Consider the following 24,336-nt stretch of genomic DNA (forward strand, 5'->3'; position numbering starts at 1 on the left):
TGTCAGCAGAGCAGGCGCATTTTCTTTTGGTATTTTCTGAAGAAAGTGATGATTATTGGTAGTATAATAGACAAAAGCATGGAAATCGGGAAAAACGAGGAAAAAGGAGTCATGAAGTTGGACAAATTAACGGCGGAAACGATGCAATTGATTGAAGAAATGGCTCTCCATCACGAAAATCAAGGATTATCCAGAATTGCTGGTCGGATAATTGGACTGTTGATGGTCTCACAGGAACCCCTTTCATCCGAGCAGATTGCCACTACATTACAAGTCAGTCTAGGAAGTGTGTCTACCAATATACGCATTCTTTTAAAATTTGGATTCGCGGAAAAAAAGAGTGTGACAGGTGACCGTGTGAGCTATTACATCATGGCACCAAACGCAATTGAAGAAGAGATATTACAGAATTTAGAGCGAATCCTATCATTGAAGAATGTCATAGAAAAAGGAATGCAAATTGAAAGTTTGAAGCAAAGTGATCTAGTTATGCAGCGATTCCATGAGATGCTCGAAGGAATTGAGCTATACAGGGAATCTCTAAACCAAATGCTCGTTGAGTGGAAGTCTCGTCGCATGTAACATCAAACCGCTTGTATCAATGGAAAAGCAGAAAGGCAACTTTGGCGGTGAAAAAGCCACGGCTGCCCTTTTTTCATGGAGGATGGCATCGATCATTTGACTGGTGATAGTTCGTTTTCCGTCACCCATTTATAATTCTTGACCTCTCCTCCACCTGTTGTGGGCGTGTAATCGATCATATAGACAGTCGTTGTATTTGCCGTATCAAGCTTGCCTGATGCATCGAGCATCCCTTTCACATGATCCGCCTTCAAGACTACTTCCGTTCCCGGATTATACGGTTGCTTGATATGGTTCTTGATTTCTTCTTGAATGATCCATTTATAAGCCTTCACTGCCTGCTCACCCGTTGTAGGCGTATAGGTCACTGAATAGGCCGTTGTGTCGTAAGCCCCCACAATTTTTGCTTTCGCCCCTTGCATTCCCGGCTGGTGACCTGCTTTCAAGATGACTTCACTCCCTACCGTAAACGTAGGTTTCGGTACCACCTCTACTTGCTCCATTACATCCGGTGCAGCAGCACCGCCACATGCACTTAACCCCATAGCGGTAACCAGCATGAGTGATAACAGTTTCCATTTTTTCATTCTAAACACCCCGAATTCCTTGTTGTCTGTCAATAGTAGATTTCCTCTTGCTGTAAGGTATTATGGATACACAAGACCTTCCTTATCCACTTGCCTCCTGCTTGTTGCTTTACATGAATACATCCTAAGACACTGTAAAAGTAGAGCGGACGGCAAACTGTCGGATCAGGGATCCATGCCAGTAAAACTCTTGTCCATAAAGACGTACCGTCCAAGTAAAATGTTTCAAGTAAAAAAAACCAGTTCAGTACTTGCTCGAGTCCTGAACTGGTTTTCGTTCTATTCTGCTGCAAGTATGTACTGCCCGCCAAAGCCAAGGGCAAAATAGTACCAGCTATCCTCTGTCCAATCCTTGCTTGAATCGATTCTGTCACTCCACCAATGCAAGCCGTAAGACGTAATCCGTCTCCCCCGTTATGAATCCCCTGTCCTCAGAATACCAATACGACTCTTCGATGTTCAGAGGCTGAAAGAGATGCTTTTTGGCAAAATCATATGTGCTCTTTCCCCGGTATTTCCCCTCGAATGTAACGTTCGCCCCATTCGCACATGAGGTCCATGATTGGCTTAAGCGTTTCTCCCAATTCACTCAATTCATACTCGACTTTTGGCGGTACTTGGCTGTACACAGTCCTGATGACGATGCCGTCCTCTTCTAGCTCGCGAAGCTGCTGTGTCAGGATTTTTTGGCTAATGTCCGGCATTTGTTTTTTCAATTCGCTATTCCTTTTTGGCCCGTAGTATAACTGGCATAAAATCAAGGTTTTCCATTTGCCACCTAAAACATCTAACGTCGCTTCAGAAGGAATCTGGTATGTATGCTTGAGCTTTGGCCTCATCGATTGGCTATCCTCCCTCATTACCCACGATTTTTACAGGAACTTTTTGGTACCTATATTACTTTTTGGTATCGAAAGCACAAAAAAGTGCGTACTTTTCACATTCCATTATATGGTGCATGATTCGGATATACCAGCGCCTTACTTGCAAAACTGGAGGGAAGAAACATGGTGAATCGCATCCTGATCGTGGGAGGCTACGGTGTCATTGGCAGTGCAATCGCTCGCCTAATCCGGAGCATGAACAATGATGTCGAGATTGTACTGGCAGGTCGCAATCTGGAAAAAGGGGCTCCTCTCGCTCGTGAACTCGGACAGCTTACCTTGACTTGACGAACGGTCAAACGATTGAGGATCTAGGGGAACTGAATTTGATTGTCGCCGCCGTGCAAGCCCCTGGAGATGTACTCCTTCAAGCTGCTTTGACGAAAGGAATTGCCCACATTGGGATTACTGGACCTTCAACGCTGGAAGAGTCAGAAGTCTTTATCAGTCGTGCCCTGCTGCGACAAGATGCCCAATGGAAGTGGGTCGATGCTACCAAACATGGAAGATTGGTGCGTTTATCTGGTGATATGTCGAGATCAAGGGAATTTTGAAAACGGGAAAACCTGCCTCCTATCGTATTAGCATCTCTGATCCAAAGCGTCATGCCCACATGACAGCCCTTGGAGTTTTGCTATCGATTGAGCGCATTCTCGGATGGAATGGCAAGCCACTTGCTGTTGGAGGAGTCTATCTGCCTGACACATTGCTTCCCATCGACACCGCTGTCGCCCGTATCAAAGATTTTGGCATACAAATTACTACAGAAATAGAGGGTGAATGAAAATGAAAGTACTGACAGTTGTTACCCATCCACGAACCAATTCCTTGACCTTTGCCGTTGCAGAACGTTTCGTTCAAGGGCTGACAGATGCTGGACATGAGGTTGGAGTTTTGGATTTGCATCGCAGTGGATTTAACCCTGTTTTATGGGAGGAAGATGAGCCAGATTGGAACAATGGGGATAAGCGCTATTCTCCAGAGGTTGAGATCGAAATGGAACGGATGAGAAAGCACGACGCGTTAGCCTTCATTTTTCCGATCTGGTGGTACAACATGCCGGCCATGCTGAAAGGATATATCGATCGCGTCTGGAACAACGGGTTTGCCTATGGCTCACGTAAACTGCATCATATGCATGCATTGTGGATCGGTCTCGCAGCTGCTCCCGAGGATCATTTTCAAAAAAGAAATTATGACCAAATGCTGGCGCACCACCTCAATGTCGGTATCTCCAGTTACGCCGGAATCGATGATTCGCGGGTTGAGTTCCTTTATGAAACCTTGGAGCAAAACCCTGCTCATATCGAACAGCTGTTGGACCGCGCGTATCAATTTGGATTCCATTATGGGAGAAAAGAGAACCTGCACGTATAAAAAATATCTTTCAATCAAAGCCAAAGGTGGGCGTTGCTAGAGTAAACGCCCACCCCTTCTGACATACCGGATGTAACATATGAGAAAGCCCCCTTTTCTTGTGAGGAAAAGAAGGCTTTTGACTATGTGAATTCGTGCGTTACGCAAGAACCTCAACGGTAAACCCACCAGGAGCTTTCACATAAAACGTCCAGCCATGTGACCGTACCGGTGAGGCAACTTTGTAGCCATCTTCTTTCAGTCGTTGATTAATCTCGTTGACTTTCTCTTCGCTCTCCTGGATGAAGCCGATATGAAATGTCTTGGGATATTGGACTTCGGCACCCTTCATTAAGGTAAACACCAAGCCATTATCGTCAAACAGGACCCCAAAATTATCTCCACGGGTATCTTCGGACGTATCTAGCTTTTTAAGACCAAAGTATTTCTCCAAGAAATCAGAAGCAGCTGGAACATCCGTAACGGTAAGATTGACGTGATTCAGTTTCATAATGACCACACATCCTTTGCACGAGATTAATTCAAGCGTAGCACATTCATGCAAATGCTAATCTTGATATTCCCCGAGGCTGATCATTGTCATGATTATCCGTCACATGTCTTTAAGGTTTCATAATCAATCTATTTATTCGCAGCTACTTTTGATTTGTTTACGATATGAATGGCATGACCTAACACTGCTTCAGCAGCCTCCAGCCATACCTCGCTTAAAGTGGGATGCGGATGCATGGTTAATGCTACATCTTCTACACGTGCAGCAAGCTCAAGTGCCAACACCCCCTCCCCGATCAGGTTCGACGCATCAGCCCCTACAACGTGCATTCCCAACAATAAATGGCTTTCTTGGTCCACAATCACTTCTGCAAAACCTTCTCCTTTATCCATCGCTAGTGCTCTGCCATTCGCTCGATATGGGAACGTCGCTACTTTGACTTTGTACCCTTGAAGCTCTGCCTCTTCTCTTGTCATCCCCACACCAGCTATTTGCGGCTCGGTAAAAATCACATAAGGCACATACGGAGAATCTACGCTGCTAGGTAGCCCTGCGATCACCTCCGCAGCCACAATCCCTTGCTTCGCCGCACGATGTGCTAAAGCAGGGCCAGGTGTTACATCGCCGATCGCATAAATATGCGACTTATTCGTACTACCGGTCGGTGCCACAGGAATGTAGCCTCGCTCGTCCATTTCCACTCCCGCCTGAGCAAGTCCGAGTTCACCTGTGTTAGGCACTCGCCCTATGGTAATGAGCGCTTTATGTGCGGTGATACTTTCGGAACCATTCTTTTCCGAAGTGCAAGTGAGCGTGACTCTTCCATCCACCACCTCAGCCTTCTCTACCTTCGTCGTGATCTTTACCGTCATCCCGAGCTGTTTCGCCTGCTTGAGCACTTCCCGAGAGAGATGGGCGGCTGTTTGCGGCAAAATGCGCTCGGCAGCCTCAATGACGGTCACCTGCGATCCAAGCTTGGCGAGCGCCATCCCGAGCTCCATTCCAATATAACCACCACCAATAATGGCCAGTGTTTGCGGAACCTCTTCCAGTGCCAGCATATCAGTTGAATCCAGAATATATTCTCCATCTGGCTTCAGAAATGATGGAATGAGTGGACGTGAGCCTGTCGCGATAATCGCGTGTTTGAATTTGTATGTTTCAAAATCACCACCCGTCTCGACGCCGATCCGATCACTCGAGAGAAATGTCGCAGTTCCCTTCACGACTGTAACCCCATTGGCCTGACAGAGATAATCGACCCCTTTGTTCAGTTGCGTAACGACAGAAGACTTCCACGACTGCCAGCTCGGCATATGGAACGTCGCTTTCCCTGTCGGCAGTTGGATTCCAAGCTTATTCAGACTACTGAGCTTGTGATATTCACCTGCTGCATGAATCAGTGCTTTCGACGGAATGCATCCGCGATTCAAGCAGACCCCACCAAGGACTTCTTTTTCAATCAGAACGACCGATTGCCCCAGCTGTCCGAGACGAATAGCGGCTGCATAACCTCCTGGACCACCACCGATAACAACCACATCTGTTTCCACTGCTACTTCCCCGACTACCATCTATACCATCTCCGCAAACAATAGATTCGGATCTTCCAGCAGTTCCTTGATCCGGTTAGTAAAACGCACGGCCGTCACGCCATCGATCAGACGGTGATCAAACGAAAGTGACAGGTTCATCATCCAGCGAATGACGCCTTCATCCTCACGCACGACCCAGCGCTTCTCCATTTTGTGCAAGCTGATAATGGCCACTTCCGGGTGATTAATGATTGGAGTTGCTTGTAGCCCCCCGATTGGTCCTACATTGCTGATTGTAAAAGTGCCACCCGTTATATGCTCCATAGTCAGTTTGCCTTCACGAGCCAAGCGTGCCAGTTGATCGATTTCTTCTGCGAGTTGAAAAATTGATTTGTAGTCTGCATCCTTGATGACTGGTACGATCAAGCCCTCAGGCGTATCTGTGGCAATGCCGATATGGTAAAAGCGTTTGAGTAAGATTTCATTCGTACGATCGTCAATCGATGCGTTTAACGTTGGGTATTCCTTCAAGGCAATGACCAGCGCCTTGATAAAGAACGGCAAGAAGGTCAGCTTGATATTCCGCTTATCTGCATGTGGTTTCAACTTTTCTCGGAGTGCTCGGAGCTGATCCATCTCCAGTTCATCCACTGAAGTTACATGCGGGATGATGGTGACTGATTTCACCATGTGCTCGGCAATCTTTTTCCGGATGCCTTTTAAAGGTAGCCGCTCGATATCTCCCTGCGACGAGGGGGCGACACGAATAGTGGTTTCTGTTTTCGGCTGAACCACCTGTTCAGACTCAACCGCCACTGTACTTGCCTCCAACAGCCGCTCATTGCCTGTAGCCGTCGTTGGAAACTTAGCTGGCGCCGATTTTTGCAGTCGACTGGCGAATTGTCGCAAATCTTCTTCCGTCACACGTCCCGCTGCTCCTGTACCCGTGACCAGCTCGATATCCAGCTTCATTTCCCGCGCCAGTTGCCGAACGTATGGCGTGGCCAATGAGCGTCGGTGATCAGCGCGTGCCGGTGCAAAATGGACTGTCTTTTCGGGAGTTACGACCTTTTCTGGAAGCTTTGTCTCTTCCTTCTTTGCTTCCCCACCTGCATCTATCACGAGAAGGGTAGTTCCGACCTCTACGGTTTCCCCTTCCGAGATGAAAATTTCACGAATGATACCAGTCACTGGTGCAGACAGCTCGGCATTCACCTTGTCTGTCTGCACCTCCAGCAGCGGCTGATCCTGTTGAACGGATTCACCCATGCGAACCAGTACTTTTACGATTTCTCCTTCATGCATACCTTCTCCCACATCAGGAAGCTTGAACTCAACCATATGACTCGCTCCTTCTCTTAAAACGTAGCCGTTTCCATAATTCCGTCCTTCACGCGTTCAGCCGTTGGCAAATAATCATCCTCGATGCTAAATTGCGGGACGGGCACGTCAAATCCGGTAATCCGTTTCACGGGAGCCTTCATGTAGATCAATGCTTCATCATTGATTATGGAGATGATCTCTGCACCCAACCCAGCTGTCTTATGCGCTTCGTGTACGACAACAGCACGTCCAGTCTTTTTGACTGAGGCGATGATCGTATCCCGATCCAATGGATAGAGCGTTCGCAGATCAATGACTTCACAGCTCAAACCGTTTTCGCGCTCGATCTGTTTTGCAGCATCCTCCGCGACACGAAGCATAGCTCCCCAAGCAAAAATGGATATATCTGAACCTTCCTGGACGACCTTCGCTTTTCCGATGGGCACACGATACATTTCTTCCGGAACCTCTTGCTTAAATGCGCGATAGAGCTTGGTCGGCTCCAAAAAAATGATCGGATCAGGATCTTCCATTGCTGCAATCAACAAGCCTTTCGCATCATAAGGTGTGCTTGGTGCCACAACCTTTAAGCCCGGAACATGGGCAAAAAACGTTTCGACACTCTCCGAGTGAAGCTCAGGACCGCGAATCCCTGCCCCGTACGGTGTACGTATGACCATCGGTACGTGGTACTGTCCGCGAGTCCGATAGCGCATGCGTGCAGCATGAGAAACAATTTGCTCAAAGCCCGGATAAATAAAGGCTAGAAATTGTATCTCGACCACAGGAATTTTCCCGTTCATGGCAAGACCGATAGCCGACCCGATGATTCCCGCCTCAGCAAGCGGCGTGTCCACTACACGGTCTGGGCCGTATTTGTGAATCAAATCTTCTGTCGCCCGGAACACGCCACCATTCACACCGATATCCTCGCCAAGCAGCATAATGCGTGAATCATCTGCCAATTTTTGATCCATAGCCTCGGTGATTGCTTGAATCATCGTTAGTTTGCGTTTCATGCTGGGATTCCCTCCTGCTTCGATGGCTTGACGAGCTCGCTTTCCTGTTCCGTCGCCATCCACGATGGTTCCGCGTAGACGTGCTTGAACATGTCTTCCGGCTTGGACTTCGGATAGCTCTCTGCATCGACAAGAGCTGCGTCGATTTGCTCATTTACCCGTGCATTCAGCTCTGCTTCCTTCGTTTCATTCCATAAACCCTGATTCTCCAGAAACACACGTAGTCGTTGGAGTGGGTCGCGTTCTTTGCGCCATTCCTCGGACAAACTCTCTTGATCCCGGTATTTCTTCGGATCATCTGCGGTTGTGTGTGCGCCATAGCGGAATGTCACCGCTTCGATCAACGTCGGTCCTTTGCCATCGAGCGCACGTTGCATGGCTTCCTTCATGGTCAGCCAAACAGCAAAGATATCATTGCCGTCGATCCGAACTCCAGGGATGTCATAAGCGGCCGAACGCTGTGCAATCGTTTTCGATGCAGACTGCTGTGAAAACGGAATGCTAATCGCGAAACCGTTGTTTTGGCAGAAGAAAATGGTCGGCGTTTGAAACACGCCTGCAAAATTCAATGCCTCATGAAAGTCGCCTTCTGAGCTGGCTCCGTCACCAAAGTAGGCAATGCTGACATGCTTTTCGTTTTGCAGCTTGCTCGCCCAAGCGGTCCCTACAGCATGGACCATTTGAGTCGCGATCGGTACACATGGCGGCATGATATTCAAATGTTTCGGGCTGATACTCCCTTCCATGTGGCCCATCCAGTAGAGGAACACTCGTGCCATGGACTGACCATGGACGATCGCCGCAGCATGGTCACGGTAAGTTGGGAAAAGCCAATCTCCAGGTGTTAATGCCATCGCGCTGCCTACTTGTGAAGCTTCCTGCCCTTCAAAGGGAGCGTACGTACCCATTCTGCCTTGTCGTTGCAGATTAATCGACTTGCGGTCAAACTGGCGAACCAGCACCATATTTTCATACATCTTGATCATCGTCACCTCGTCTAATTGCCCCTTGAGATCGCCTACCAGCTCACCCGCTGGACTCAATACCTGATATAATGAAGACATGGAAACATCCCTCTCTTTTTCGATGAAAAACACCGTGGTGTCTTTCGTTAATGTGAATCTGATCATCTTGCATCTGCTTTCCTCCCTATAGAAGAGCAAGTAGCATGCCAAACAATTGAAAGCGATTTCACAACAAAACAAATCGAAAATGATCATTTTTGCATATGCACGATTGCATATGGATGATTAATTCTGACTATTCCGTTTACAAGCCTACTTAGGAGGACTTCGATGTATCAGACCAAGTATTTCCAAGCCAGTGACAATCATGAGCTTGCAAAATTGCTGACAACCATCTTCAGTACGTCTCACGATGGATTGGCGATCTGTGACCGTAATGGCTACGTCCTGCTCTATAATGAGGCGTACTTGAACATCACGGGAGTTCCCGCCGACATCTTGAATAATTTTAGCTTCATGGAGCAAAAAGAAATGCACCTTGTTCCTGACTCTTCTGCTGTACGTACGATTTTGACAAAACAAACGCATAGTGTCGTGATCGATTATGCGAACGGGCGGCAAGCGATCAACACAGCTACCCCGCTGCTTGATCTAAATAATGAATTATTGTTTGTGGTGGGAAATGTGCGTGACGTGACGGAGCTGAATACGCTTCAGAAGGAGCTGGAGGAAACACGTCAAATCAGTTCGGCGTATCAAAGAGCGCTGCAGCACATCCAAACCGATGGTGATTTTGACGAGCAGATCATTTATCGCAGTGGACTCATGCACCGAATTGCTTCACTCGCCAAACGATTTGCGACCAATGACTCCCCCGTCCTCTTGCTAGGTGAGTCTGGTGTCGGCAAGGATGTAATGGCGAACTACATTCACGCCCAAAGCGGACGAACTGGCGAATTCATCAAGATTAACTGTGGGGCCATTCCCGAGCATTTGCTGGAGTCAGAATTGTTCGGCTATGAGAAAGGCGCATTTACGGGAGCAAGTCAATCAAAGGAGGGATTGTTTGAGCTAGCAGATCGAGGAACGATTTTTCTTGATGAGATTGGAGACCTCCCTTTTCCCTTACAGGTGAAGCTCTTGAATGTCTTGCAGGATGGACGGATTCGCAGACTTGGGGGGAAAACATCACGTCAGGTTAACATGCGAATCATCGCTGCCACCAATAGTGACTTAGAAGCGATGGTTGAACAAAAGAGGTTTCGGCAAGATTTGTTCTACCGGCTTAACGTACTTGCCCTCACCATTCCACCCTTGCGTGAGCGTCGGGAGGATATTCCGGCCCTGATTTTCTACTATTTGAAAAAGCTGGAATGGAAGTACCAGCAAGAAATGCGCATCGAGACAGATGCGTTGGAGGCACTGATGGATTATGATTGGCCAGGGAATATACGCGAGCTAAAAAATGTGGTAGAACGTTCTTTCCACATGTGTGAAAATGAGCGAATTACATTTGATCAGTTGCCTGCGTCCATTCGCAATACGCAACAGACAGCCCTGCCGCTCCATCTCGCCAAAATGGATGAGCCGTTGCCGCTAAAAGAAGCGGTCGAACGGTTTGAACGCGAGTATATCCAACGTCTCTTGAAAGAGACCGGCACCATGCAGCAATGTGCGGATAAGCTGCACGTGAACATATCTACTCTCGTAAGAAAAAAACGCACTCTCGGAATTAAATAGTGCAATAGAAAAAAGCCCGATGCGCTTAGGTTCGGGCTTTCTCATTATTTCAAAGCATGCTCTTGCAATACATCCGGGTGCTATCTCACAAGCCCTTCTCTTAATGTATGAATTCCATGCTCCAGATACCCCTTCAAACAGCATAAGACGTAAACCCAACCTTCTTTATTGTCGACCATTTTTTGTACGAGCGCAGGATCATTTTCTTGAAAACCCTCTTCGTTCACTTCAATGATCGTCGTGGCTTCATCCAACTCTTTTAACGTAATCGTTACGGTATTTTCTTCTCCAGCCCACTGAAAAAAGATTCGTTTGTTCACTTCGATTTCGTGAACCGTAATCCCTACTTCTGCGTTGTAAATATCGTAGATTAGCGTAAAGTTCTTCCCTTCCTCCCACCTTGCCGAGCTGGAAGAGAACCAGAAGTTGCCGATCTTCGCGGGGTCTACGAATGCTTCGAACACTTCATGGGCAGGCCTGTTAATCTGAAATTTTGTAAGATTATTCATGCATTCCTCAACTCGCTTTCTGATTGCTGCATCCACCGTATCATAATCACACTTGCGAGACAAACAAGAGAATGGCTCCCTTTTATTCTTTGACAGCCCCAGAAGTCAGGCCAGAGATAATCCGCTTCTGGAAAATCAATACCATCACCACGAGCGGGATCGTCACGATGATGGAGGCCGCAGATATTTCCCCCCACGGGATTGTAAACATTCCCTGAAACATGACGATTCCCACAGGCACTGTCTTCATCGCTTCCTGCGTATTCAACGTCAAGGCGAACAAAAATTCGTTCCACGCTGCAATAAATACGAGGATCGCCGTCGTAAAAACGCCAGGCATGGCGAGTGGAAAAAATACTTTTGTCATCGTCTGCCAGATGCTCGCACCGTCTACTTTGGCTGCTTCGCCCAAATCACTCGGTATTTTGCGGAAAAAGATGGTCAAATTCCAAATCGCAAGCGGCAGCGCGAAAGTCGTATAAGGAATGATCAGGCCTATGTAGCTGTTCGTTAAACCCATCGATTGCATGAACATAAAAATAGGTGAGATGGTAGCGATCTGTGGAAACATAGACACAGCCAGTACGACACCCAATATAATCGCCTTTCCCCGAAAGGACAGCCAGGCAATCGCGTATGCGGCAAAGGAAGCGATGGTAATGGAGTAAAGTGTCGTTAACGTCGCCACTACAGTCGAATTCCATAAGTAACGGGCAAACGGCCTCTCCGTGAAGACGCGGACAAAGTTGTCAAACGAAGGATTCTGGATGATGAAATGAAAGGCTCGCTCTCCAAACAGCTCCGCTGGTGGCTTTAATGCTGCGAGGAGAATCCATAAAAACGGGAACATCACTAGAAAAACGAATAGCAGTAGACCCACGTAAAACAAGGGACCCGTATGTTTGCGCATCCAATCACCTCCTTATTTGCCACTGCCATCACTCAGCAGATCAGCTCCCAAAATTTTGACATAACCGATGGAGATTAACGCCACACACAAAAAGACAATGACTGCGAGTGCCGAGCCTTCTCCAAAGCTCATTTGAGCAAACATCGTTTTATAGGCGTAGATGGAAATCGTCTCGGTCGAGTTCCCAGGTGCCCCACCTGTCAGCGTGTAAATCAGGTCAAATACGCGGAACGCATCAAGTGTCCGAAACAATAACGCCACCAGAATGGTTGATTTCAGCATCGGAAGCGTAATGCGAAAAAATTGCTGGGTGCGGGTGGCACCGTCGACAGAAGCTGCTTCATATAAGCTTTGCGGGATCGTTTGTAGGCCAGCGAATAAGAGTAGAGCCATGAACGGCGTCGTCTTCCACACATCTGCCAAAATGACGGAAAACAAGGCCCCAGCCTTTGTGGTGAGGAGCATCCCCATATCAGAGATCAACCCTACCTGCTCAAAAAGATAGGCGACGATGCCATTTTGCCCGTCGTACAAAAACTTCCACATCAACGCGGAAATGACAGTCGGAATCGCCCACGGAATTAACACCGTTGCTCGTACAAGACTTCTTCCGCGAAAAGGTCGATTGATCAACAGCGCAATCAACATGCCGAGTACCAATTCAATGGCAACGGAGATGACGGTAAAAATCGTCGTATTGTACAGTGCTCCCCACATCCGGGCGTCTGTTAGAAACTTCTTGTAGTAAGCAAAGCCAACAAAGTTGGGCTCGATGATCGAAGCTTCAATACCTTGGATCACGCCAAGAGCACCCTCCGGCTTCGAAAGCAGCTTTTGTTCACTCATTTGTAAAAGGACCGCGCTGACTTCTGCCAAGTTGGTTTTGACTGACTCTGTTTGTTCATTCGACAGACTCACATATTTGAGTTCTGTGGGAACTGGTTTAAAGTCCAGTAATAGCTGGTCGATCATTTGGTATCGGCTCGCGATCTCGCCTGTTTGGTTGAGGGAAGTGTTCATTTGCTCGATTTGCGCTCGGAGCGCGTTCAGTTTTTCCTTTGATGACCCCTCTGCAGAGTCCGCCTCCCTACCCACATACCGGAGCAGATTGGGTAACGTACTGACGTAGCGCTCCATATCGAGTCCGTATGAAGAGTGAATCTCTGATTTCGTCGGGTCGTTCAACCGGATGTCGTGCAGACTGATCCAAAAGGATCGCATGACAGGCCAAATCGCGATAACAAGTATGATGAGCAGTGCAGGAAAAATCAGCAAATACCCCATCTGTTTTTCTGAGAGAGACATGTTGGTTGGTCGATTCATCCGTTCACCACCTTCCTTCCCGCTTGAAGCTTGCTTATGCTTGCCAGATCGTTGTGCAACTTCCAAGGAAGCCGGTTAGACCCCCTTGGAAGCCCCACTTTTTGCCGCTTATTTTTTCATCAGGTCGTTCATCTGCGTTTCCATGTTTTGCACCGCTTGCTCGGCTGTTTGCTGCCCTGCGAGCGCTTTGGACACTTCGATCTGGATCACTTCCGAAATTTTTGGATAAATCGGAGTTGTTGGACGAGATACAGCAGCGCTTACGCCATCGACGAAATCTTTGTTGGCAAACAACGGACTGGCTTTTTGAACATCCGCTTCATCGTAGGCTGGCAGGTATGTTGGTGCGAGCCCGCCTTCTACTGCGGATATTTTTTGACCTTCTGGACCTGTCATGAATTTGAGGAATTCCCAAGCTTCTTTCGGGTGCTTCGAGAACTTGTTGATTCCGCCCATCCAACCGCCGAGTGCTGCTGCTGAGCCTGCATCCCCTGCTGGCAGTGGTGCGATCGCAACTTGATCGACGATTTTGGACTGGGCCTGATCCTGTGCCAAGGCGAATTGGTACGGCCAGTTTCGGATAAAAGCTGCCTGCCCTTCGAGGAATGCCGTATGTGATTCCGGCTCCATGAATGTCGTGATATTGGTTGGGACGAAATCAGATTTGACGACCTCCATCATTTTTTTCAACCCTTTAATCGTAGCTGGATTGTTGACCGCTACTTTGCCTTGTTCATCCAAAATTTTTCCACCGTACGATGCACTGAACTCGACAAAGTTGCAAACCAGTCCTTCATATTGCTTGGCTTGCATCAAGTAACCGAACTTCGTGCCGCCCTTGCCCTTCGTGGCTTTTGCTTGAGCAATCAGGTCATCCCACGTCTTTGGTGCTTCGGCGACGAGATCTTTGCGGTAGAACAAGAGACCCGCGTCGATAAACTTGGGCATGGTCCATTGTTGGCCGCCAAAGTTCCCGGCATCCATGGCCCCTTTGATATATTTACCCGTCTCGATCCCGTCCTGCTCGATCAAGCGGTCAAGTGGCAACAGGTAACCCGCCTGTGCGAATTCAGCTGGCCAGATGACATCGAGGTCAAACACGTCGATCTCGGAGGATTGTGCACTGAACATTGTGACGTACTGGTCATGGCTTTGTCCTGTATCCGCAGGCATTTCGCGAATCTCTATCTCGATGTTTGGATTTGCTTTTTGGAATGCCTCTATGAGCTTTACAGTGGAATCCGTTGAGTCTTTGCCCCGTGCGTAAACGAGCTTGATTTTTTCTGCTGGTTGCTGTGCGGGCTCTGTTTTGGGTGCGGATGGTGTTGCAGGCTGTGATGGGGTCGTATCCTTAGAAGCTTGCTGAGGTGTGGAGGAACATGCTGCCAATGAGAACGCCATTAATAAGGTAAGTCCAACGGATGTAAGTCTTTTCGCAACTTTCATCTAAAGTAACCCCCTATGCTCATGTTAAGAAAACCTAAAAACGGACAGCTTCACCTTTTTGTGCGGATGTGTAGATGGCTTCGATCAATCTGTTGATGTACAAGGCTTGTTCCGGTGTGCAGAGAACCTCTGCCTTCCCTTCGATGGCGTCGATGAAATTACGGAATAAGAGTACGCGTTCTTTCTGAAGTTTTGGTTTGATTTCTGTCGAGGCAGTTACGCCGTTCCACTCGTGGTAAAGCTTAAACTGGTTATCCAATAAACGAAGGGATGCCCCACCCTCTTGTCCATATAATTGAAGGAAAACGTTTTCCTCTTCGATGTGAGAAGCCCAGCTTGCATCGAGCGTAAGCGACAATCCGTTCTCAAAGGTAATCATCGCCACTGCCATATCTTCCACGTCAAACTTCCCGTTTTCATCGATTCTGCCCCACTCTGATAAGCCACGCTTGTGCGGTCCGAATTGCGAGTACGTTTGCCCGAGGACGGATACAGGCTTTGGATGATCCAAGAGCCATAAGGTCAAATCGAGCATATGTACGCCGATATCAATCAACGGACCGCCGCCTGCCCATTCTTTTTGCGTAAACCAGCTTCCCCATCCTGGAATCCCATTTCTTCTGACCCAGCCGGTCTTGGCGTGATAAATGTTTCCCAGCTTTCCTTCCTTCAGCCATGTTTTGACTTGCAGGGAATCGCTTCGGAATCGGTTGTTTTGTGCTACCATGAGGATTTTGTCTGCTTTCTTCGCGGCTTCGATCATTTCTTCTGCTTCCTGGGCATTCATCGCCATCGGCTTTTCGCACAGCAAGTGTTTGCCTGCTGCAAGCGCACTTTTGGTTGCTTCTGCATGCAAGTAGTTCGGGACACAAACAATGATCGCGTCCGTATCAGATTCTTGCAGCATAATCTCGTATTCGGTGAAAACCTGCGGAATACCATGCCGTTTCGCACGATAGGAAGCCATTTCTGCGGAAATATCTGCAATCGCAACAACCTCTGCTCGCGGCTCTTCCTTGATCGCCTCTAAATGTGCTTCTGTAATCCCTCCTGCACCGATGATTCCGATTTTCCATTTGCGTTGGTTCGTCATTTTCTCCCTCCTAGACCCACCATAGATTCTGGACTGGCTCTCTCAAGATGACTTGCTGCAAGTTTTGAACCGCGCGCTCAAAGCCTTCGTCAATTGACATGAGGGCATCCTCGTGCTCGATGCTCACGACATAATCGTATCCATTCATACGCAGTGCGCTCATCATATCCGCCCACGTCTGCTGCGAATGCCCATAGCCTACGGTTCGGAAATACCAAGCACGTTCATGTAGATTGGCGTAAGAATTCATATCCGTCAGCCCGTACATGTTCACCTTTTCCTGGTCGATATACGTGTCTTTGGCATGGAAATGATAGATGGCTTTTTCTTTGCTCAAGATTTTGATCGCAGCTACCGGATCGATTCCTTGCCACCACATGTGACTTGGATCGAAGTTTGCCCCGATCCCCTCGCCTACCTGCTCTCGCAGCTTTAGCAGTGTCCCTGGTGTGTGAACGAGAAAGCCGCCATGCAGCTCCAACGCAACCTTAACAGAATGGTCGGTCGCATACGCAGCCCATTCGCGCCAGTATGGTATCAGCTTCTCTGTCCATTGCCAATGGAGCACATCCCGGTACTCATTTGGCCAAGGAGCAACGGGCCAACTCGGGTACTTCGCTCCTTCATGGTCGCCTGCTGTGCCAGAAAAACAATTGACCACAGGTACCTCGAGCATCTCGGCAAGCTGTACCGTTTTCACAAACGTATCGTGGGACTGCTGCGCAAAGCTTTTATCAGGCGTCAACGGGTTGCCGTGACAACTGAGCGCGCTGATCATCAATCCCCGATCTTCTACTGCTCTTTTGTACGCGCGTCTTTTTTCTGGACTGGCCAACAGCTCATCCAGATTGCAGTGTGCATTGCCCGGATAGCAGCCTGTGCCGATTTCCACCGCCTCTAAACCTGCTGCCTTTACATGATCCAACATCTCTTCAAACGACTTCTCGCTAAAAAGAACGGTAAATACGCCTAGCTTCATATCTTTTCACCCCTTTTGAATGCGTAAACCTCGTTTTCTTGCTCTATATGGTAAGACTTGTTGCCTCACTCGAGTAAAGCGCTTACAGTTTGGCGAATCACGAGATGGTGTGGGACGCTGCTCATTCTCTCTACGGGTTCATTGCGGATTTGTCTGAGTAATTGTTCTGCTGCGGCTTTTCCGTACATGAACGGGTCATTGTGCACGGTGGTGAGCATGGGGCGGGAAAGTGAGGCGAGCTCCAAATTATCGAAGCCCATGACGGAAATGTCTTCTGGTACACGTATGCCATGGTCGTACAAGTAATTGAGGACGCCAACCGCCATCAGGTCTGTTGCGACAAAAACGGCTGTCGGACGAATTTTTTCCTCACAAATGCGGCGCATGGCTTCGTATCCACTCTTGGCTGTGAATTCCCCTTCCACGACGAATCCTTCATGGATCGGTAAATCATGTGCGCGCATGGCTTTACGGTAACCGCCCATGCGATCCAGACCACACGGCGGGTCCCACAATGGACCAGATATACACGCGATCTTTCTATGGCCTTGCGAGATGAGATAAGCGGTAGCGTCATAGGAGGCTTGCACATTGTTGACGTTGACCGTCGGAATCTGATAGCCGGGCAAATCATGGCCGGTAACAACAAGGGGAACTTGAATCTCTTGCAGCGTCTGGATATTGCCCTCCAGAAAATGAATACTCGCGATAATGACACCATCGATTTGTTTTTCTTTGAACAGTCGCAAGTACTTCAGTTCTTTATCTACCACTTCGTCGGATATCGCCAAAAACATGCTGTAGTCGTACTCGCTAATGACGCTGTCGATCCCATAGATGAGATTGGAGTAAAAATTGTTGGAGATATCGGGAATCATCACCCCGATAATGCGGGTTTCCTTGCTGACCAAGCTCCTGGCAATCGCATTCGGCTGAAAGCCTGTCTCTTGAACGATTTTCAAGACTCTTTCCCGCAGCTCTGGCCGGACTGGCTTGGAATTGTTCAGCACACGCGAAACAGTCGCGATGGAAACGTTGGCGAGCTGTGCAATGTCTTTAATGGTTACAGTAATGGTTCTTCACTCACTTTCTATGTACCAGGTAAACGTTTTCCTAATGTGAAAATAACACCCAGATCCCACTTTTGTCAATATTCAGTTAATTACAAATGTCATTGACATCCCGAGCAAGAGCTGGAGGAAGGTTCTTATCTAGACAATAAAAAACCATAGTCCATCTTCGAACTATGGTCGTAATTCATCGCTATCCTGATAGGTTTGCAGGAATAAGCACCGTATGCCAAGGTCTGAACTCGGCATGCGGTGCTTATCCTACTCTATTCTGGGAAGCAGAACTGCATCTTGCTAAACGATCTGCGCAATTCGATCACCTTGGATCGGACAACCTCGGGCTTTTCTCTGCCTGACAGCACACTTACAATCAGCTCGGCAATCGTGTCCATCGCTTGCTCCTTCATACCAAAGCGAGTGATTTCTGTCGTCCCGATACGCAAACCGCTTGGAAAGTCCCAATCCTCTGGTCCATCGCCTGGAATCAAATTTTTGTTCGTGATGATGTTCGCTTCTGCCAATCTCTTGCCCACCTCGTAACCGCCACCAAACTCTTTTACGTCCAAAATGACTTGATGTGTACGAGTATAGCCTTTGTGAGCGCAAAGTACACGAATTCCCCGTTCATCGAATGCTTTTCCCAGCGCTTGTGCATTCGTCACAATTTGTGCCATGTATTCCTTGCCAAAAGCCAAAAACTCTGCCGCCGCCGCTGCCAGTGCTGCTACCCGATTGACTTGATGTGTCGCAGCAAGTGCTGGGAAGATGGCATCTGTAATCGGTACCGATAACTCCGGATCATTCCAGATGATGATGCCGCTTTGTGGGCCGCTAAACGTTTTGCCAGCCGAGCCGGTCATCACACATGCCCCTTCTCGCAAAGGGTCCTGAAATTGACCGCCACCGATCAACCCCAACTGGTGCGCGCCATCAAAATAAATGCGACCGCCCCATTCTTTCACGATCTCAGCCATCTCCTTCAGTGGAAACGGAAATAAGGTCATCGACGCGCCTAGGGTAACGAGCTTTGGCCTAACTTGCCGTGCGACTTTAGCGAACTGGTCCAGATCAACGGTCAGCTCCACGGGGTCCATTGGCACATCGACAATTTGCAAACCACGAATGCCAGCAGGCCCGTCCACCCGATTGCTGGAATGCCCCCCAAATGGTTGCGCGATCGTCATAATCGTATCGCCCGGTTGCGTTAACGCCGCATAAACCGTCATATTCCCGATCATGCTCGCTACCAGCCGATGGTCAGCGTAATTGGCTTGGAATACTTTTTTCAATAGCTCGACGCATAACGCTTCGATTTCATCGATATATTTCGTGCCAGCGAACCATCTTTGCGTGCTGCCGATATGTCCTTCTGCAGCACGCGTGCCTACCTCAGAAGCGAGCAGCTGACGTACGATTGGAGTGGTGGGTGCTTCTGGTGCGAGCAAATTCAAGCATTCCTCGCCTCGCCAAATCGCATTGCGGTTTACAGCATTCACGATCTCTTGCTGAATCAGCCAGTGTGACGGACTCTCTTCAATAATAGAGCGCGCCCATTGCAAAACACGCGAATCATGTACTTCCCCCTTCATTTCAACCGTACTCATGCCATTACCCCCTATTCATCATTGGAATGGTCCGTAAGCAATCTGCCAAGGTTGATCCAGTTTTCTTCCATCAAAGAAGAGGCAAGCTGACTGTTGTTGTCTCGAATCGCTTCGATGATTCTGCGGTGCTGTTCTACTGATTCCACCCCTTCTAAGGAACCGAACCGAGCAAACTCCAAACGCCGAATTTTCGGTACAACTCGCTCAAGTGCCAAGTAGATTTCACGATTACCCGCAGCTTCGAGGATCACGTCGTGGAAACCGTCATCTGCTTCAATCGCTTTGATCACATCTTGCTGTTCGAGTGCAATCTTTAGCTTTTCATTCCACTGCTCCAGAATACAGATATCCTCCGATTCAAAAGGCATTGCCAATCGTGCTGCCAACCCGTGCAAGGCCGCAACAACAGGAAAAGCGAGCTTCGCCTCCTTTTCAAGTAAGGGTGTAACCCGTGTGAGAGAGCCCGGAACGGATTCAATAAGACCTTCGTCCTCCAACCGTTTGAGCGCTTCTCTCACAGGCGTTCGACTCACGCCAAATAAAGCCGCCAGTTCGTTGTCGTTGACTCGTTGGCCTGGCTTTAGCTCCAGCATAACGACCGCTTTCTTCAAGCCTTGGTATACCTGTTCGCGTAATGAGGGGCGTTCAATTTGTTTTATGAGGTTGGTATCCATAAAACCAATATATTGGTTTTCTTTATGTCTGTCAATTTTAAATATTTAGATAAAAAGAAGAGATAGTCAATGAGGTTACTCCATCTAAAATCCGTATATTACTTCCCTTTCCGTAAGTAACGATTCAATAACTGAGACGACCATTAACTCCTGAACTCTCTCATCACAAATATGACGTGAATCTTCCCCTAACCATTCCAGTAATGACATTATCGTACTTCATTTCGATTCCCCCTCAAACAATTTAGCAAGAAAAAGAGGCTGCCCCACCAGTAGAACTTACGAATGGGATAGCCTAATCATTACTGTACGTCCTCTATGATCCTGCAAGTCAGCTACCATACTCCCGAATCATCTGCTCCTTCATCTCTTCAACCGGAAACCCATCCGGATAAGTCGTCATCATCAGCATTGCGCCTTGGAGCGCCGAAGAAAAATAGAGCGATCTCAGTCTTGGCTCCTTTACGCCTAGCTGCTGGAAGATCTGGCACTGGACTTCAAACTGCCTGCGTGACTCCTCATTTAACTGCTCTCTGTAGGAAGCAAGTACCCGATCATCTTCGGGTTGCGTTTGCAAATTCAAGTAAAAACGATAGACATCCGGTCGCTCATAGACGTTATCAAGCGCACCCTCGACAATATGGCGTAGCTGCTCGGAAGGAGTTGCAAGCTTCATAGCGGCCTCCATCACTTCTTTCACTTCCTCGATCCGGACCTGGACCATCGCAGCGAGAAGCTCTTCTTTGCCTTTGTAATAATTGTAAAGCAGTCCCTTCGAAATTTGGGCCTGTTTAGCTACATCGTCGATTGAGGTCGCGTGGTAGCCTTTTTTAATGAACAGCGTCATCGCGGCGGCATGGATTTTGTCTTTTGCGGCTTGGCGAATGCGCTCATTTTCAGCTGGAGTACGGGGCACGGTTCAGTCAATCCTCCAAAAATTCAGTGATAGAGCGAGCGATTTCTTCAGGATGCGTCAACGTTGGCTTATGATCGGCACCTCTAATCTCAATAAACCTGTGCTCTGGTAATACTTCTTTAAAATATGCAGCAATACGTTGCGCATCCAGGGCATCTTCCTTCCCGATTATCAAGCATGTTTGATTGGCCAAATGCGCGAGACGCTCAATGGCAGGCGGCTGCGGCCATACGGACTCCGATGTCGCCCACTCGAACATTTTTGCTAGATTATGCTTCGCCATCTCAACCAAGAGGTCCTTCTGTGGACTTTCCATCACGACGCGGTACGGACAGGCGGATAAGGAAAGCTCAACCATACGGTCAACATCCGGTGCTTCTTGGATTTTCTGCATCCATTCCGTGAATGGCTGACTCGGTGTATACCCTGTCAAAGCAGGAGCAATCAGCACGAGCTTACTCACTCGCTGCGGATAAGTAAGCGCAAAATCCGTTGCAATTCTTCCGCCTATCGAGTGCCCTACGAGCATGGCGTCATCCAGCTGGAAATAGTCCATGACAGAAAGTAAATCATCGACGTAGTTGGCTGCTTCTGTTGGCGACGGTGATTTCCCGCATCCGCGTCCGTCGAAAGCGATGACCTGATAATGCTTTGCCAGAATCCGCGCGACAAACGTCCAATCCCGCATGTCAGCACCGCCGCTGTGCAATAGAATGAGTGGTTTTCCTTCGCCTGAAACCTCATAGTACAAATCCATCGGTGATCCCTCCGTGAATTGTAGATTTGGTATTTGATCCCAGTTTATTATTGAATGAACGTTTAGTCAATAATAAACATTCCCTTCCAAAACAAAAAGTCCTAATCATCATGATCAGGACTTACCTCTACATGTCAGAGACAGAACAATCACGCTTCCGACTGAATGCGCTTCGCCTCTGCATATAGCACTTGAATGAACTTTTTCATATTGATCCGAATATCTGAACCCGGCGATGCGGCATTGCTCTTTAGCTCCGCCATCTTCTTCCACACATACGTAAAATCAAAAAACTGTGAAGCGTAATTCTCAAACTTCCAATTGGAGAGGTCCGCAAGCCCAAGAGACGCCAAATGATTGAGTGACTGATAGATTGCTCGCCGGACTCTTTGCTCAGAAGCTTTGACAACCTTGGCTACTTGTGAATCGTCCACAGCTACTCCGAGCCTATCCTGTGCAACTGCCACAAAGATCTCTTTCAGTGCTGGAAAACCATTTTTAAATGTATGCGTTTGTTCGTATCCATGCAAGAAGTCCAAAATATCTAGCAAGTCGTTGCTTCCATTGTCTCCCGCGATACCCAACTCCGTTAACAAAAACTGACCAGCCTCTCGAAGTGGTTTGCCCTGTGACGGACGGGGTTGTCCAGATGGCTGCTGGTCCACTTGCATGACGGCATTCAACGATTTGTGAATATCCCGTATCGAACGTTCGAGACGAATTTTTTCGATTACTTTTTGGAGAATGGTCACGACTTCGATCTTGTTTACAGGCTTAATAATGTAGTACTCACTTCCAAGGGCGTAAGCTTGGGCGATCAAATCTTTCGTTTCTGCCTGAGAAATCATGACGATCTTTCCTGCGAATGTCGGCTTCACTTGGCGAATCGTCTCAATCCCATCCCGGTTGGGCATGAACAAATCGATCAGCAAAATATCTACGTTGCGTGCGGTTAGTGTATGTCCGTCTACCATCGAGCCGTCAGAGGCTTCCCCTACGACTTCACCCAAATTCTCGTCTTCTATGATTTCCGTCAGCATGAGGCGAACGGCATCATCGTCATCTACTAAATAAAACAGCATCTTCTCACTCTTTCTTCGTTATCGGATCAATTGGTACTTGCATGAGAAATGTTGTCCCCTTCCCGCCTACTCCATCCTGTAGGGAGATTTCCCCTTGCCATTGTTCCACCAATTGTTGTACATAAGACAGTCCGATCCCTGTAGAGGGGTTGCCGGTTCGATCGTATTTCGTAGTAAAGCCAGGCTTGAACAGCAAAGCCTTTCGCCGTGGAGGTACCCCCGGTCCATCATCGTTGATTCTGATTTCCACAAGATCGCCTATCCGATCAATTTCAATGGAAATAGATCCTGTTTGGTGAATGGCTTCCACTGCATTTGCCACCAGATTATTGATCAGGGAAAGCATCATGAAAACGTGGTAGAGCGGATGTATCCCCGTAATAGAAGCGGTGATTTGTATGTCCTTCTCCAACAAAGTGGCATACTTCATATTGCTTCGTCTGATAATGTCCACAAGCTGATGGATATCCATATAATCGGTGATACTTTCATCGGATATCAGCTTGTAAAGCCCTGCAAAAATGCGTTGGTTATCCTTTTTAATCTCGTGAACCTCGCCTGCGACAATCAATGCTTGCTTGGCAAAGCTCTCTACATTTGAGGATACCTGTTCCTTATGAAGTTCCTGCAAGCCTTGGTATAGCTCAAAAGACTTCATACTTATACTCTCGGCATTTTGCAGTGTTTTTTTCAGATGAATCGATTCCTCATACAAGGTAGAAATCAGCATTAGGATGTGTTCGTTCTGTTTCCTTGTCTGTTGTTCCCTCGATTGTGCTTCGTACAGCCTCATCATGTTGAGAAAGCTAATCACGATAAAACTATGGGACAGAGCAATGACGAGCATCTCTTGAACCGCTTCCCAAGTGAGGACGGTTTCCAGCAGCACATATTGGGATAGAAACTCCAATAGGTCAGCCAATACCTCGATGACCATTCCCATCAACCCAACCAAAATCGTCCTATTGTGAAAACGGCGCATTCCAGTTAAATAAAACAGAACAGAATAAGCGAAATAAAAGAAAAAGCTAGAATAATGCGCTTGGAGGGAAGCCTCCCATGCTGTATGGTACCCAGCGATGAGGTCAATCACAATCCGAAAGCTTACGACCGTAATCCCCGTCAAAAAGCCCGCGAGAACAGATGGAATTCTTTGAAACAATAATAAAAAGAAGAAAAAGGTAGGGGCTCCAAAGCTAATTCGAAATGTCTCATTGACCGGATAAAACTTCAACTCTCCTGCCAATGGGACCGTAATAAGCATGAGCACCAATATATACCAATCTCGTTTTACTTGTGTTTGAACACGCACGCCTTTCACTTCCCATGTCGTTACTTGGTGCCCTTTCTATTTTTATCGAGAAACGCATGTAGGACAAGTCTCAAAAAAAAATTGTGAAACTCACGTGAAACAATCTGTGAGTTTTTGTTTTATTTTGTAGGGTGCTTGTAAAGTGTTCATTATATG

The 24,336-nt window shown here is 47.8% G+C and carries 26 protein-coding genes; 6 read left to right on the forward strand and 20 right to left on the reverse strand.

Features of this window, described 5'->3' with window-relative positions; translation table 11 throughout:
* Nucleotides 1–111 precede the first annotated feature (111 nt).
* The gene (locus C7R93_RS02230) at nt 112–582 is read left to right on the forward strand and encodes a GbsR/MarR family transcriptional regulator (RefSeq protein ID WP_106837754.1); all 471 of its coding nucleotides are present in this window, start codon (nt 112–114) and stop codon (nt 580–582) included.
* Between the two features lie 92 nt (nt 583–674).
* Here C7R93_RS02230 and C7R93_RS02235 read toward each other — a convergent pair whose 3' ends face one another.
* Together C7R93_RS02235 and C7R93_RS02245 are read right to left on the reverse strand one after the other, a co-directional pair.
* Complete coding sequence (locus C7R93_RS02235) at nt 675–1,169, reverse strand: YdhK family protein (RefSeq protein ID WP_106837755.1); 495 nt, start codon at nt 1,167–1,169, stop codon at nt 675–677.
* Between the two features lie 491 nt (nt 1,170–1,660).
* Complete coding sequence (locus C7R93_RS02245) at nt 1,661–2,008, reverse strand: winged helix-turn-helix transcriptional regulator (protein ID WP_106837273.1); 348 nt, start codon at nt 2,006–2,008, stop codon at nt 1,661–1,663.
* A 168-nt stretch (nt 2,009–2,176) separates the two neighbouring features.
* Between C7R93_RS02245 and C7R93_RS30515 the strand changes: the two genes are divergently transcribed.
* The 4 genes from C7R93_RS30515 to C7R93_RS02255 are packed head-to-tail and all read left to right on the forward strand — an operon-like array spanning nt 2,177 to nt 3,430.
* A complete protein-coding gene (locus C7R93_RS30515; protein ID WP_244191427.1) occupies nt 2,177–2,341 on the forward strand; it encodes a hypothetical protein in 165 nt (54 codons plus the stop codon).
* 38 nt (nt 2,342–2,379) lie between these two features.
* Entirely contained in the window at nt 2,380–2,607 is a 228-nt protein-coding gene (locus C7R93_RS30520; protein ID WP_244191428.1) for a hypothetical protein, read from the forward strand.
* The gene (locus C7R93_RS30525) at nt 2,604–2,837 is read left to right on the forward strand and encodes a hypothetical protein (RefSeq protein WP_244191429.1); all 234 of its coding nucleotides are present in this window, start codon (nt 2,604–2,606) and stop codon (nt 2,835–2,837) included. The genes C7R93_RS30520 and C7R93_RS30525 overlap by 4 nt, the downstream gene beginning before the upstream one ends.
* A 2-nt stretch (nt 2,838–2,839) precedes the next feature.
* Complete coding sequence (locus C7R93_RS02255; protein ID WP_106837274.1) at nt 2,840–3,430, forward strand: NAD(P)H oxidoreductase; 591 nt, start codon at nt 2,840–2,842, stop codon at nt 3,428–3,430.
* A 139-nt stretch (nt 3,431–3,569) separates the two neighbouring features.
* Here the strand turns inward: C7R93_RS02255 and C7R93_RS02260 are convergent, their stop codons facing one another.
* The 5 genes from C7R93_RS02260 to pdhA all read right to left on the reverse strand — a co-directional run bounded on the left by C7R93_RS02260 (nt 3,570) and on the right by pdhA (nt 8,864).
* Nucleotides 3,570–3,920, reverse strand: a complete 351-nt coding sequence (locus C7R93_RS02260) for a VOC family protein (protein WP_106837275.1) — start codon at nt 3,918–3,920, stop codon at nt 3,570–3,572.
* Nucleotides 3,921–4,051: 131 nt separating this feature from the next.
* Nucleotides 4,052–5,497, reverse strand: a complete 1,446-nt coding sequence (gene lpdA, locus C7R93_RS02265; protein ID WP_106837276.1) for a dihydrolipoyl dehydrogenase — start codon at nt 5,495–5,497, stop codon at nt 4,052–4,054.
* Nucleotides 5,498–6,799: a dihydrolipoamide acetyltransferase family protein gene (locus tag C7R93_RS02270; RefSeq protein WP_106837277.1), complete on the reverse strand. Its 1,302-nt coding sequence runs from the start codon at nt 6,797–6,799 to the stop codon at nt 5,498–5,500.
* A gap of 17 nt (nt 6,800–6,816) precedes the next feature.
* A complete protein-coding gene (locus C7R93_RS02275) occupies nt 6,817–7,800 on the reverse strand; it encodes an alpha-ketoacid dehydrogenase subunit beta (RefSeq protein ID WP_106837278.1) in 984 nt (327 codons plus the stop codon).
* Nucleotides 7,797–8,864 carry a pyruvate dehydrogenase (acetyl-transferring) E1 component subunit alpha gene (gene pdhA, locus C7R93_RS02280; RefSeq protein ID WP_106837756.1) on the reverse strand — a complete coding sequence of 356 codons (1,068 nt, stop codon included), beginning with the start codon at nt 8,862–8,864 and terminating at the stop codon, nt 7,797–7,799. Before pdhA ends, C7R93_RS02275 begins: the two co-directional genes overlap by 4 nt.
* A 231-nt stretch (nt 8,865–9,095) precedes the next feature.
* On the opposite strand from pdhA, the gene C7R93_RS02285 reads away from it, so the two are divergent.
* Nucleotides 9,096–10,505 (forward strand): sigma-54 interaction domain-containing protein, encoded by a 1,410-nt coding sequence (locus C7R93_RS02285; protein WP_106837279.1) that lies wholly within the window; start codon nt 9,096–9,098, stop codon nt 10,503–10,505.
* An 80-nt stretch (nt 10,506–10,585) separates the two neighbouring features.
* On the opposite strand, the gene C7R93_RS02290 is transcribed toward C7R93_RS02285, so the two are convergent.
* The 13 genes from C7R93_RS02290 to C7R93_RS02350 all read right to left on the reverse strand — a co-directional run bounded on the left by C7R93_RS02290 (nt 10,586) and on the right by C7R93_RS02350 (nt 24,132).
* Nucleotides 10,586–11,077 (reverse strand): SRPBCC family protein, encoded by a 492-nt coding sequence (locus C7R93_RS02290; RefSeq protein ID WP_106837280.1) that lies wholly within the window; start codon nt 11,075–11,077, stop codon nt 10,586–10,588.
* 19 nt (nt 11,078–11,096) lie between these two features.
* Nucleotides 11,097–11,924 carry a carbohydrate ABC transporter permease gene (locus C7R93_RS02295; RefSeq protein WP_106837281.1) on the reverse strand — a complete coding sequence of 276 codons (828 nt, stop codon included), beginning with the start codon at nt 11,922–11,924 and terminating at the stop codon, nt 11,097–11,099.
* A gap of 12 nt (nt 11,925–11,936) precedes the next feature.
* Nucleotides 11,937–13,247, reverse strand: a complete 1,311-nt coding sequence (locus C7R93_RS02300) for a carbohydrate ABC transporter permease (protein ID WP_106837757.1) — start codon at nt 13,245–13,247, stop codon at nt 11,937–11,939.
* A 108-nt stretch (nt 13,248–13,355) separates the two neighbouring features.
* Nucleotides 13,356–14,693: an ABC transporter substrate-binding protein gene (locus tag C7R93_RS02305; protein WP_106837282.1), complete on the reverse strand. Its 1,338-nt coding sequence runs from the start codon at nt 14,691–14,693 to the stop codon at nt 13,356–13,358.
* Nucleotides 14,694–14,727: 34 nt separating this feature from the next.
* Nucleotides 14,728–15,786 carry a Gfo/Idh/MocA family protein gene (locus C7R93_RS02310; RefSeq protein WP_106837283.1) on the reverse strand — a complete coding sequence of 353 codons (1,059 nt, stop codon included), beginning with the start codon at nt 15,784–15,786 and terminating at the stop codon, nt 14,728–14,730.
* 10 nt (nt 15,787–15,796) lie between these two features.
* The gene (locus tag C7R93_RS02315; RefSeq protein ID WP_106837284.1) at nt 15,797–16,765 is read right to left on the reverse strand and encodes a sugar phosphate isomerase/epimerase family protein; all 969 of its coding nucleotides are present in this window, start codon (nt 16,763–16,765) and stop codon (nt 15,797–15,799) included.
* A gap of 65 nt (nt 16,766–16,830) precedes the next feature.
* Nucleotides 16,831–17,838 (reverse strand): LacI family DNA-binding transcriptional regulator, encoded by a 1,008-nt coding sequence (locus C7R93_RS02320; RefSeq protein ID WP_327951806.1) that lies wholly within the window; start codon nt 17,836–17,838, stop codon nt 16,831–16,833.
* A gap of 263 nt (nt 17,839–18,101) precedes the next feature.
* Nucleotides 18,102–19,439, reverse strand: a complete 1,338-nt coding sequence (locus C7R93_RS02325) for a serine hydroxymethyltransferase (RefSeq protein ID WP_106837286.1) — start codon at nt 19,437–19,439, stop codon at nt 18,102–18,104.
* A gap of 11 nt (nt 19,440–19,450) precedes the next feature.
* Entirely contained in the window at nt 19,451–20,113 is a 663-nt protein-coding gene (locus C7R93_RS02330; protein WP_106837287.1) for a GntR family transcriptional regulator, read from the reverse strand.
* 331 nt (nt 20,114–20,444) lie between these two features.
* Nucleotides 20,445–21,029 (reverse strand): TetR/AcrR family transcriptional regulator, encoded by a 585-nt coding sequence (locus C7R93_RS02335; RefSeq protein ID WP_106837288.1) that lies wholly within the window; start codon nt 21,027–21,029, stop codon nt 20,445–20,447.
* Between the two features lie 7 nt (nt 21,030–21,036).
* Nucleotides 21,037–21,786: an alpha/beta fold hydrolase gene (locus tag C7R93_RS02340; protein ID WP_106837289.1), complete on the reverse strand. Its 750-nt coding sequence runs from the start codon at nt 21,784–21,786 to the stop codon at nt 21,037–21,039.
* Nucleotides 21,787–21,935: 149 nt separating this feature from the next.
* Nucleotides 21,936–22,868, reverse strand: a complete 933-nt coding sequence (locus C7R93_RS02345; RefSeq protein WP_106837290.1) for a response regulator — start codon at nt 22,866–22,868, stop codon at nt 21,936–21,938.
* Between the two features lie 4 nt (nt 22,869–22,872).
* The gene (locus C7R93_RS02350) at nt 22,873–24,132 is read right to left on the reverse strand and encodes an ATP-binding protein (protein WP_146142407.1); all 1,260 of its coding nucleotides are present in this window, start codon (nt 24,130–24,132) and stop codon (nt 22,873–22,875) included.
* Nucleotides 24,133–24,336: the final 204 nt, after the last annotated feature.

The organism is Brevibacillus fortis, assembly GCF_003013395.1.
GTDB lineage: Bacteria > Bacillota > Bacilli > Brevibacillales > Brevibacillaceae > Brevibacillus > Brevibacillus fortis.

Bases quoted from the DNA above. Each gene is read 5' to 3' on its own strand.
- C7R93_RS02230 (WP_106837754.1), top strand. From the start codon at position 112: ATGAAGTTGGACAAATTAACGGCGGAAACGATGCAATTGATTGAAGAA.
- C7R93_RS02235 (WP_106837755.1), bottom strand. From the start codon at position 1,169: ATGAAAAAATGGAAACTGTTATCACTCATGCTGGTTACCGCTATGGGG.
- C7R93_RS02245 (WP_106837273.1), bottom strand. From the start codon at position 2,008: ATGAGGCCAAAGCTCAAGCATACATACCAGATTCCTTCTGAAGCGACG.
- C7R93_RS30515 (WP_244191427.1), top strand. From the start codon at position 2,177: ATGGTGAATCGCATCCTGATCGTGGGAGGCTACGGTGTCATTGGCAGT.
- C7R93_RS02255 (WP_106837274.1), top strand. From the start codon at position 2,840: ATGAAAGTACTGACAGTTGTTACCCATCCACGAACCAATTCCTTGACC.
- C7R93_RS02260 (WP_106837275.1), bottom strand. From the start codon at position 3,920: ATGAAACTGAATCACGTCAATCTTACCGTTACGGATGTTCCAGCTGCT.
- lpdA (WP_106837276.1), bottom strand. From the start codon at position 5,497: ATGGTAGTCGGGGAAGTAGCAGTGGAAACAGATGTGGTTGTTATCGGT.
- C7R93_RS02270 (WP_106837277.1), bottom strand. From the start codon at position 6,799: ATGGTTGAGTTCAAGCTTCCTGATGTGGGAGAAGGTATGCATGAAGGA.
- C7R93_RS02275 (WP_106837278.1), bottom strand. From the start codon at position 7,800: ATGAAACGCAAACTAACGATGATTCAAGCAATCACCGAGGCTATGGAT.
- pdhA (WP_106837756.1), bottom strand. From the start codon at position 8,864: ATGTCTTCATTATATCAGGTATTGAGTCCAGCGGGTGAGCTGGTAGGC.
- C7R93_RS02285 (WP_106837279.1), top strand. From the start codon at position 9,096: ATGTATCAGACCAAGTATTTCCAAGCCAGTGACAATCATGAGCTTGCA.
- C7R93_RS02295 (WP_106837281.1), bottom strand. From the start codon at position 11,924: ATGCGCAAACATACGGGTCCCTTGTTTTACGTGGGTCTACTGCTATTC.
- C7R93_RS02300 (WP_106837757.1), bottom strand. From the start codon at position 13,247: ATGAATCGACCAACCAACATGTCTCTCTCAGAAAAACAGATGGGGTAT.
- C7R93_RS02305 (WP_106837282.1), bottom strand. From the start codon at position 14,693: ATGAAAGTTGCGAAAAGACTTACATCCGTTGGACTTACCTTATTAATG.
- C7R93_RS02310 (WP_106837283.1), bottom strand. From the start codon at position 15,786: ATGACGAACCAACGCAAATGGAAAATCGGAATCATCGGTGCAGGAGGG.
- C7R93_RS02315 (WP_106837284.1), bottom strand. From the start codon at position 16,765: ATGAAGCTAGGCGTATTTACCGTTCTTTTTAGCGAGAAGTCGTTTGAA.
- C7R93_RS02325 (WP_106837286.1), bottom strand. From the start codon at position 19,439: ATGAGTACGGTTGAAATGAAGGGGGAAGTACATGATTCGCGTGTTTTG.
- C7R93_RS02330 (WP_106837287.1), bottom strand. From the start codon at position 20,113: ATGGATACCAACCTCATAAAACAAATTGAACGCCCCTCATTACGCGAA.
- C7R93_RS02340 (WP_106837289.1), bottom strand. From the start codon at position 21,786: ATGGATTTGTACTATGAGGTTTCAGGCGAAGGAAAACCACTCATTCTA.
- C7R93_RS02345 (WP_106837290.1), bottom strand. From the start codon at position 22,868: ATGCTGTTTTATTTAGTAGATGACGATGATGCCGTTCGCCTCATGCTG.
- C7R93_RS02350 (WP_146142407.1), bottom strand. From the start codon at position 24,132: ATGCTTATTACGGTCCCATTGGCAGGAGAGTTGAAGTTTTATCCGGTC.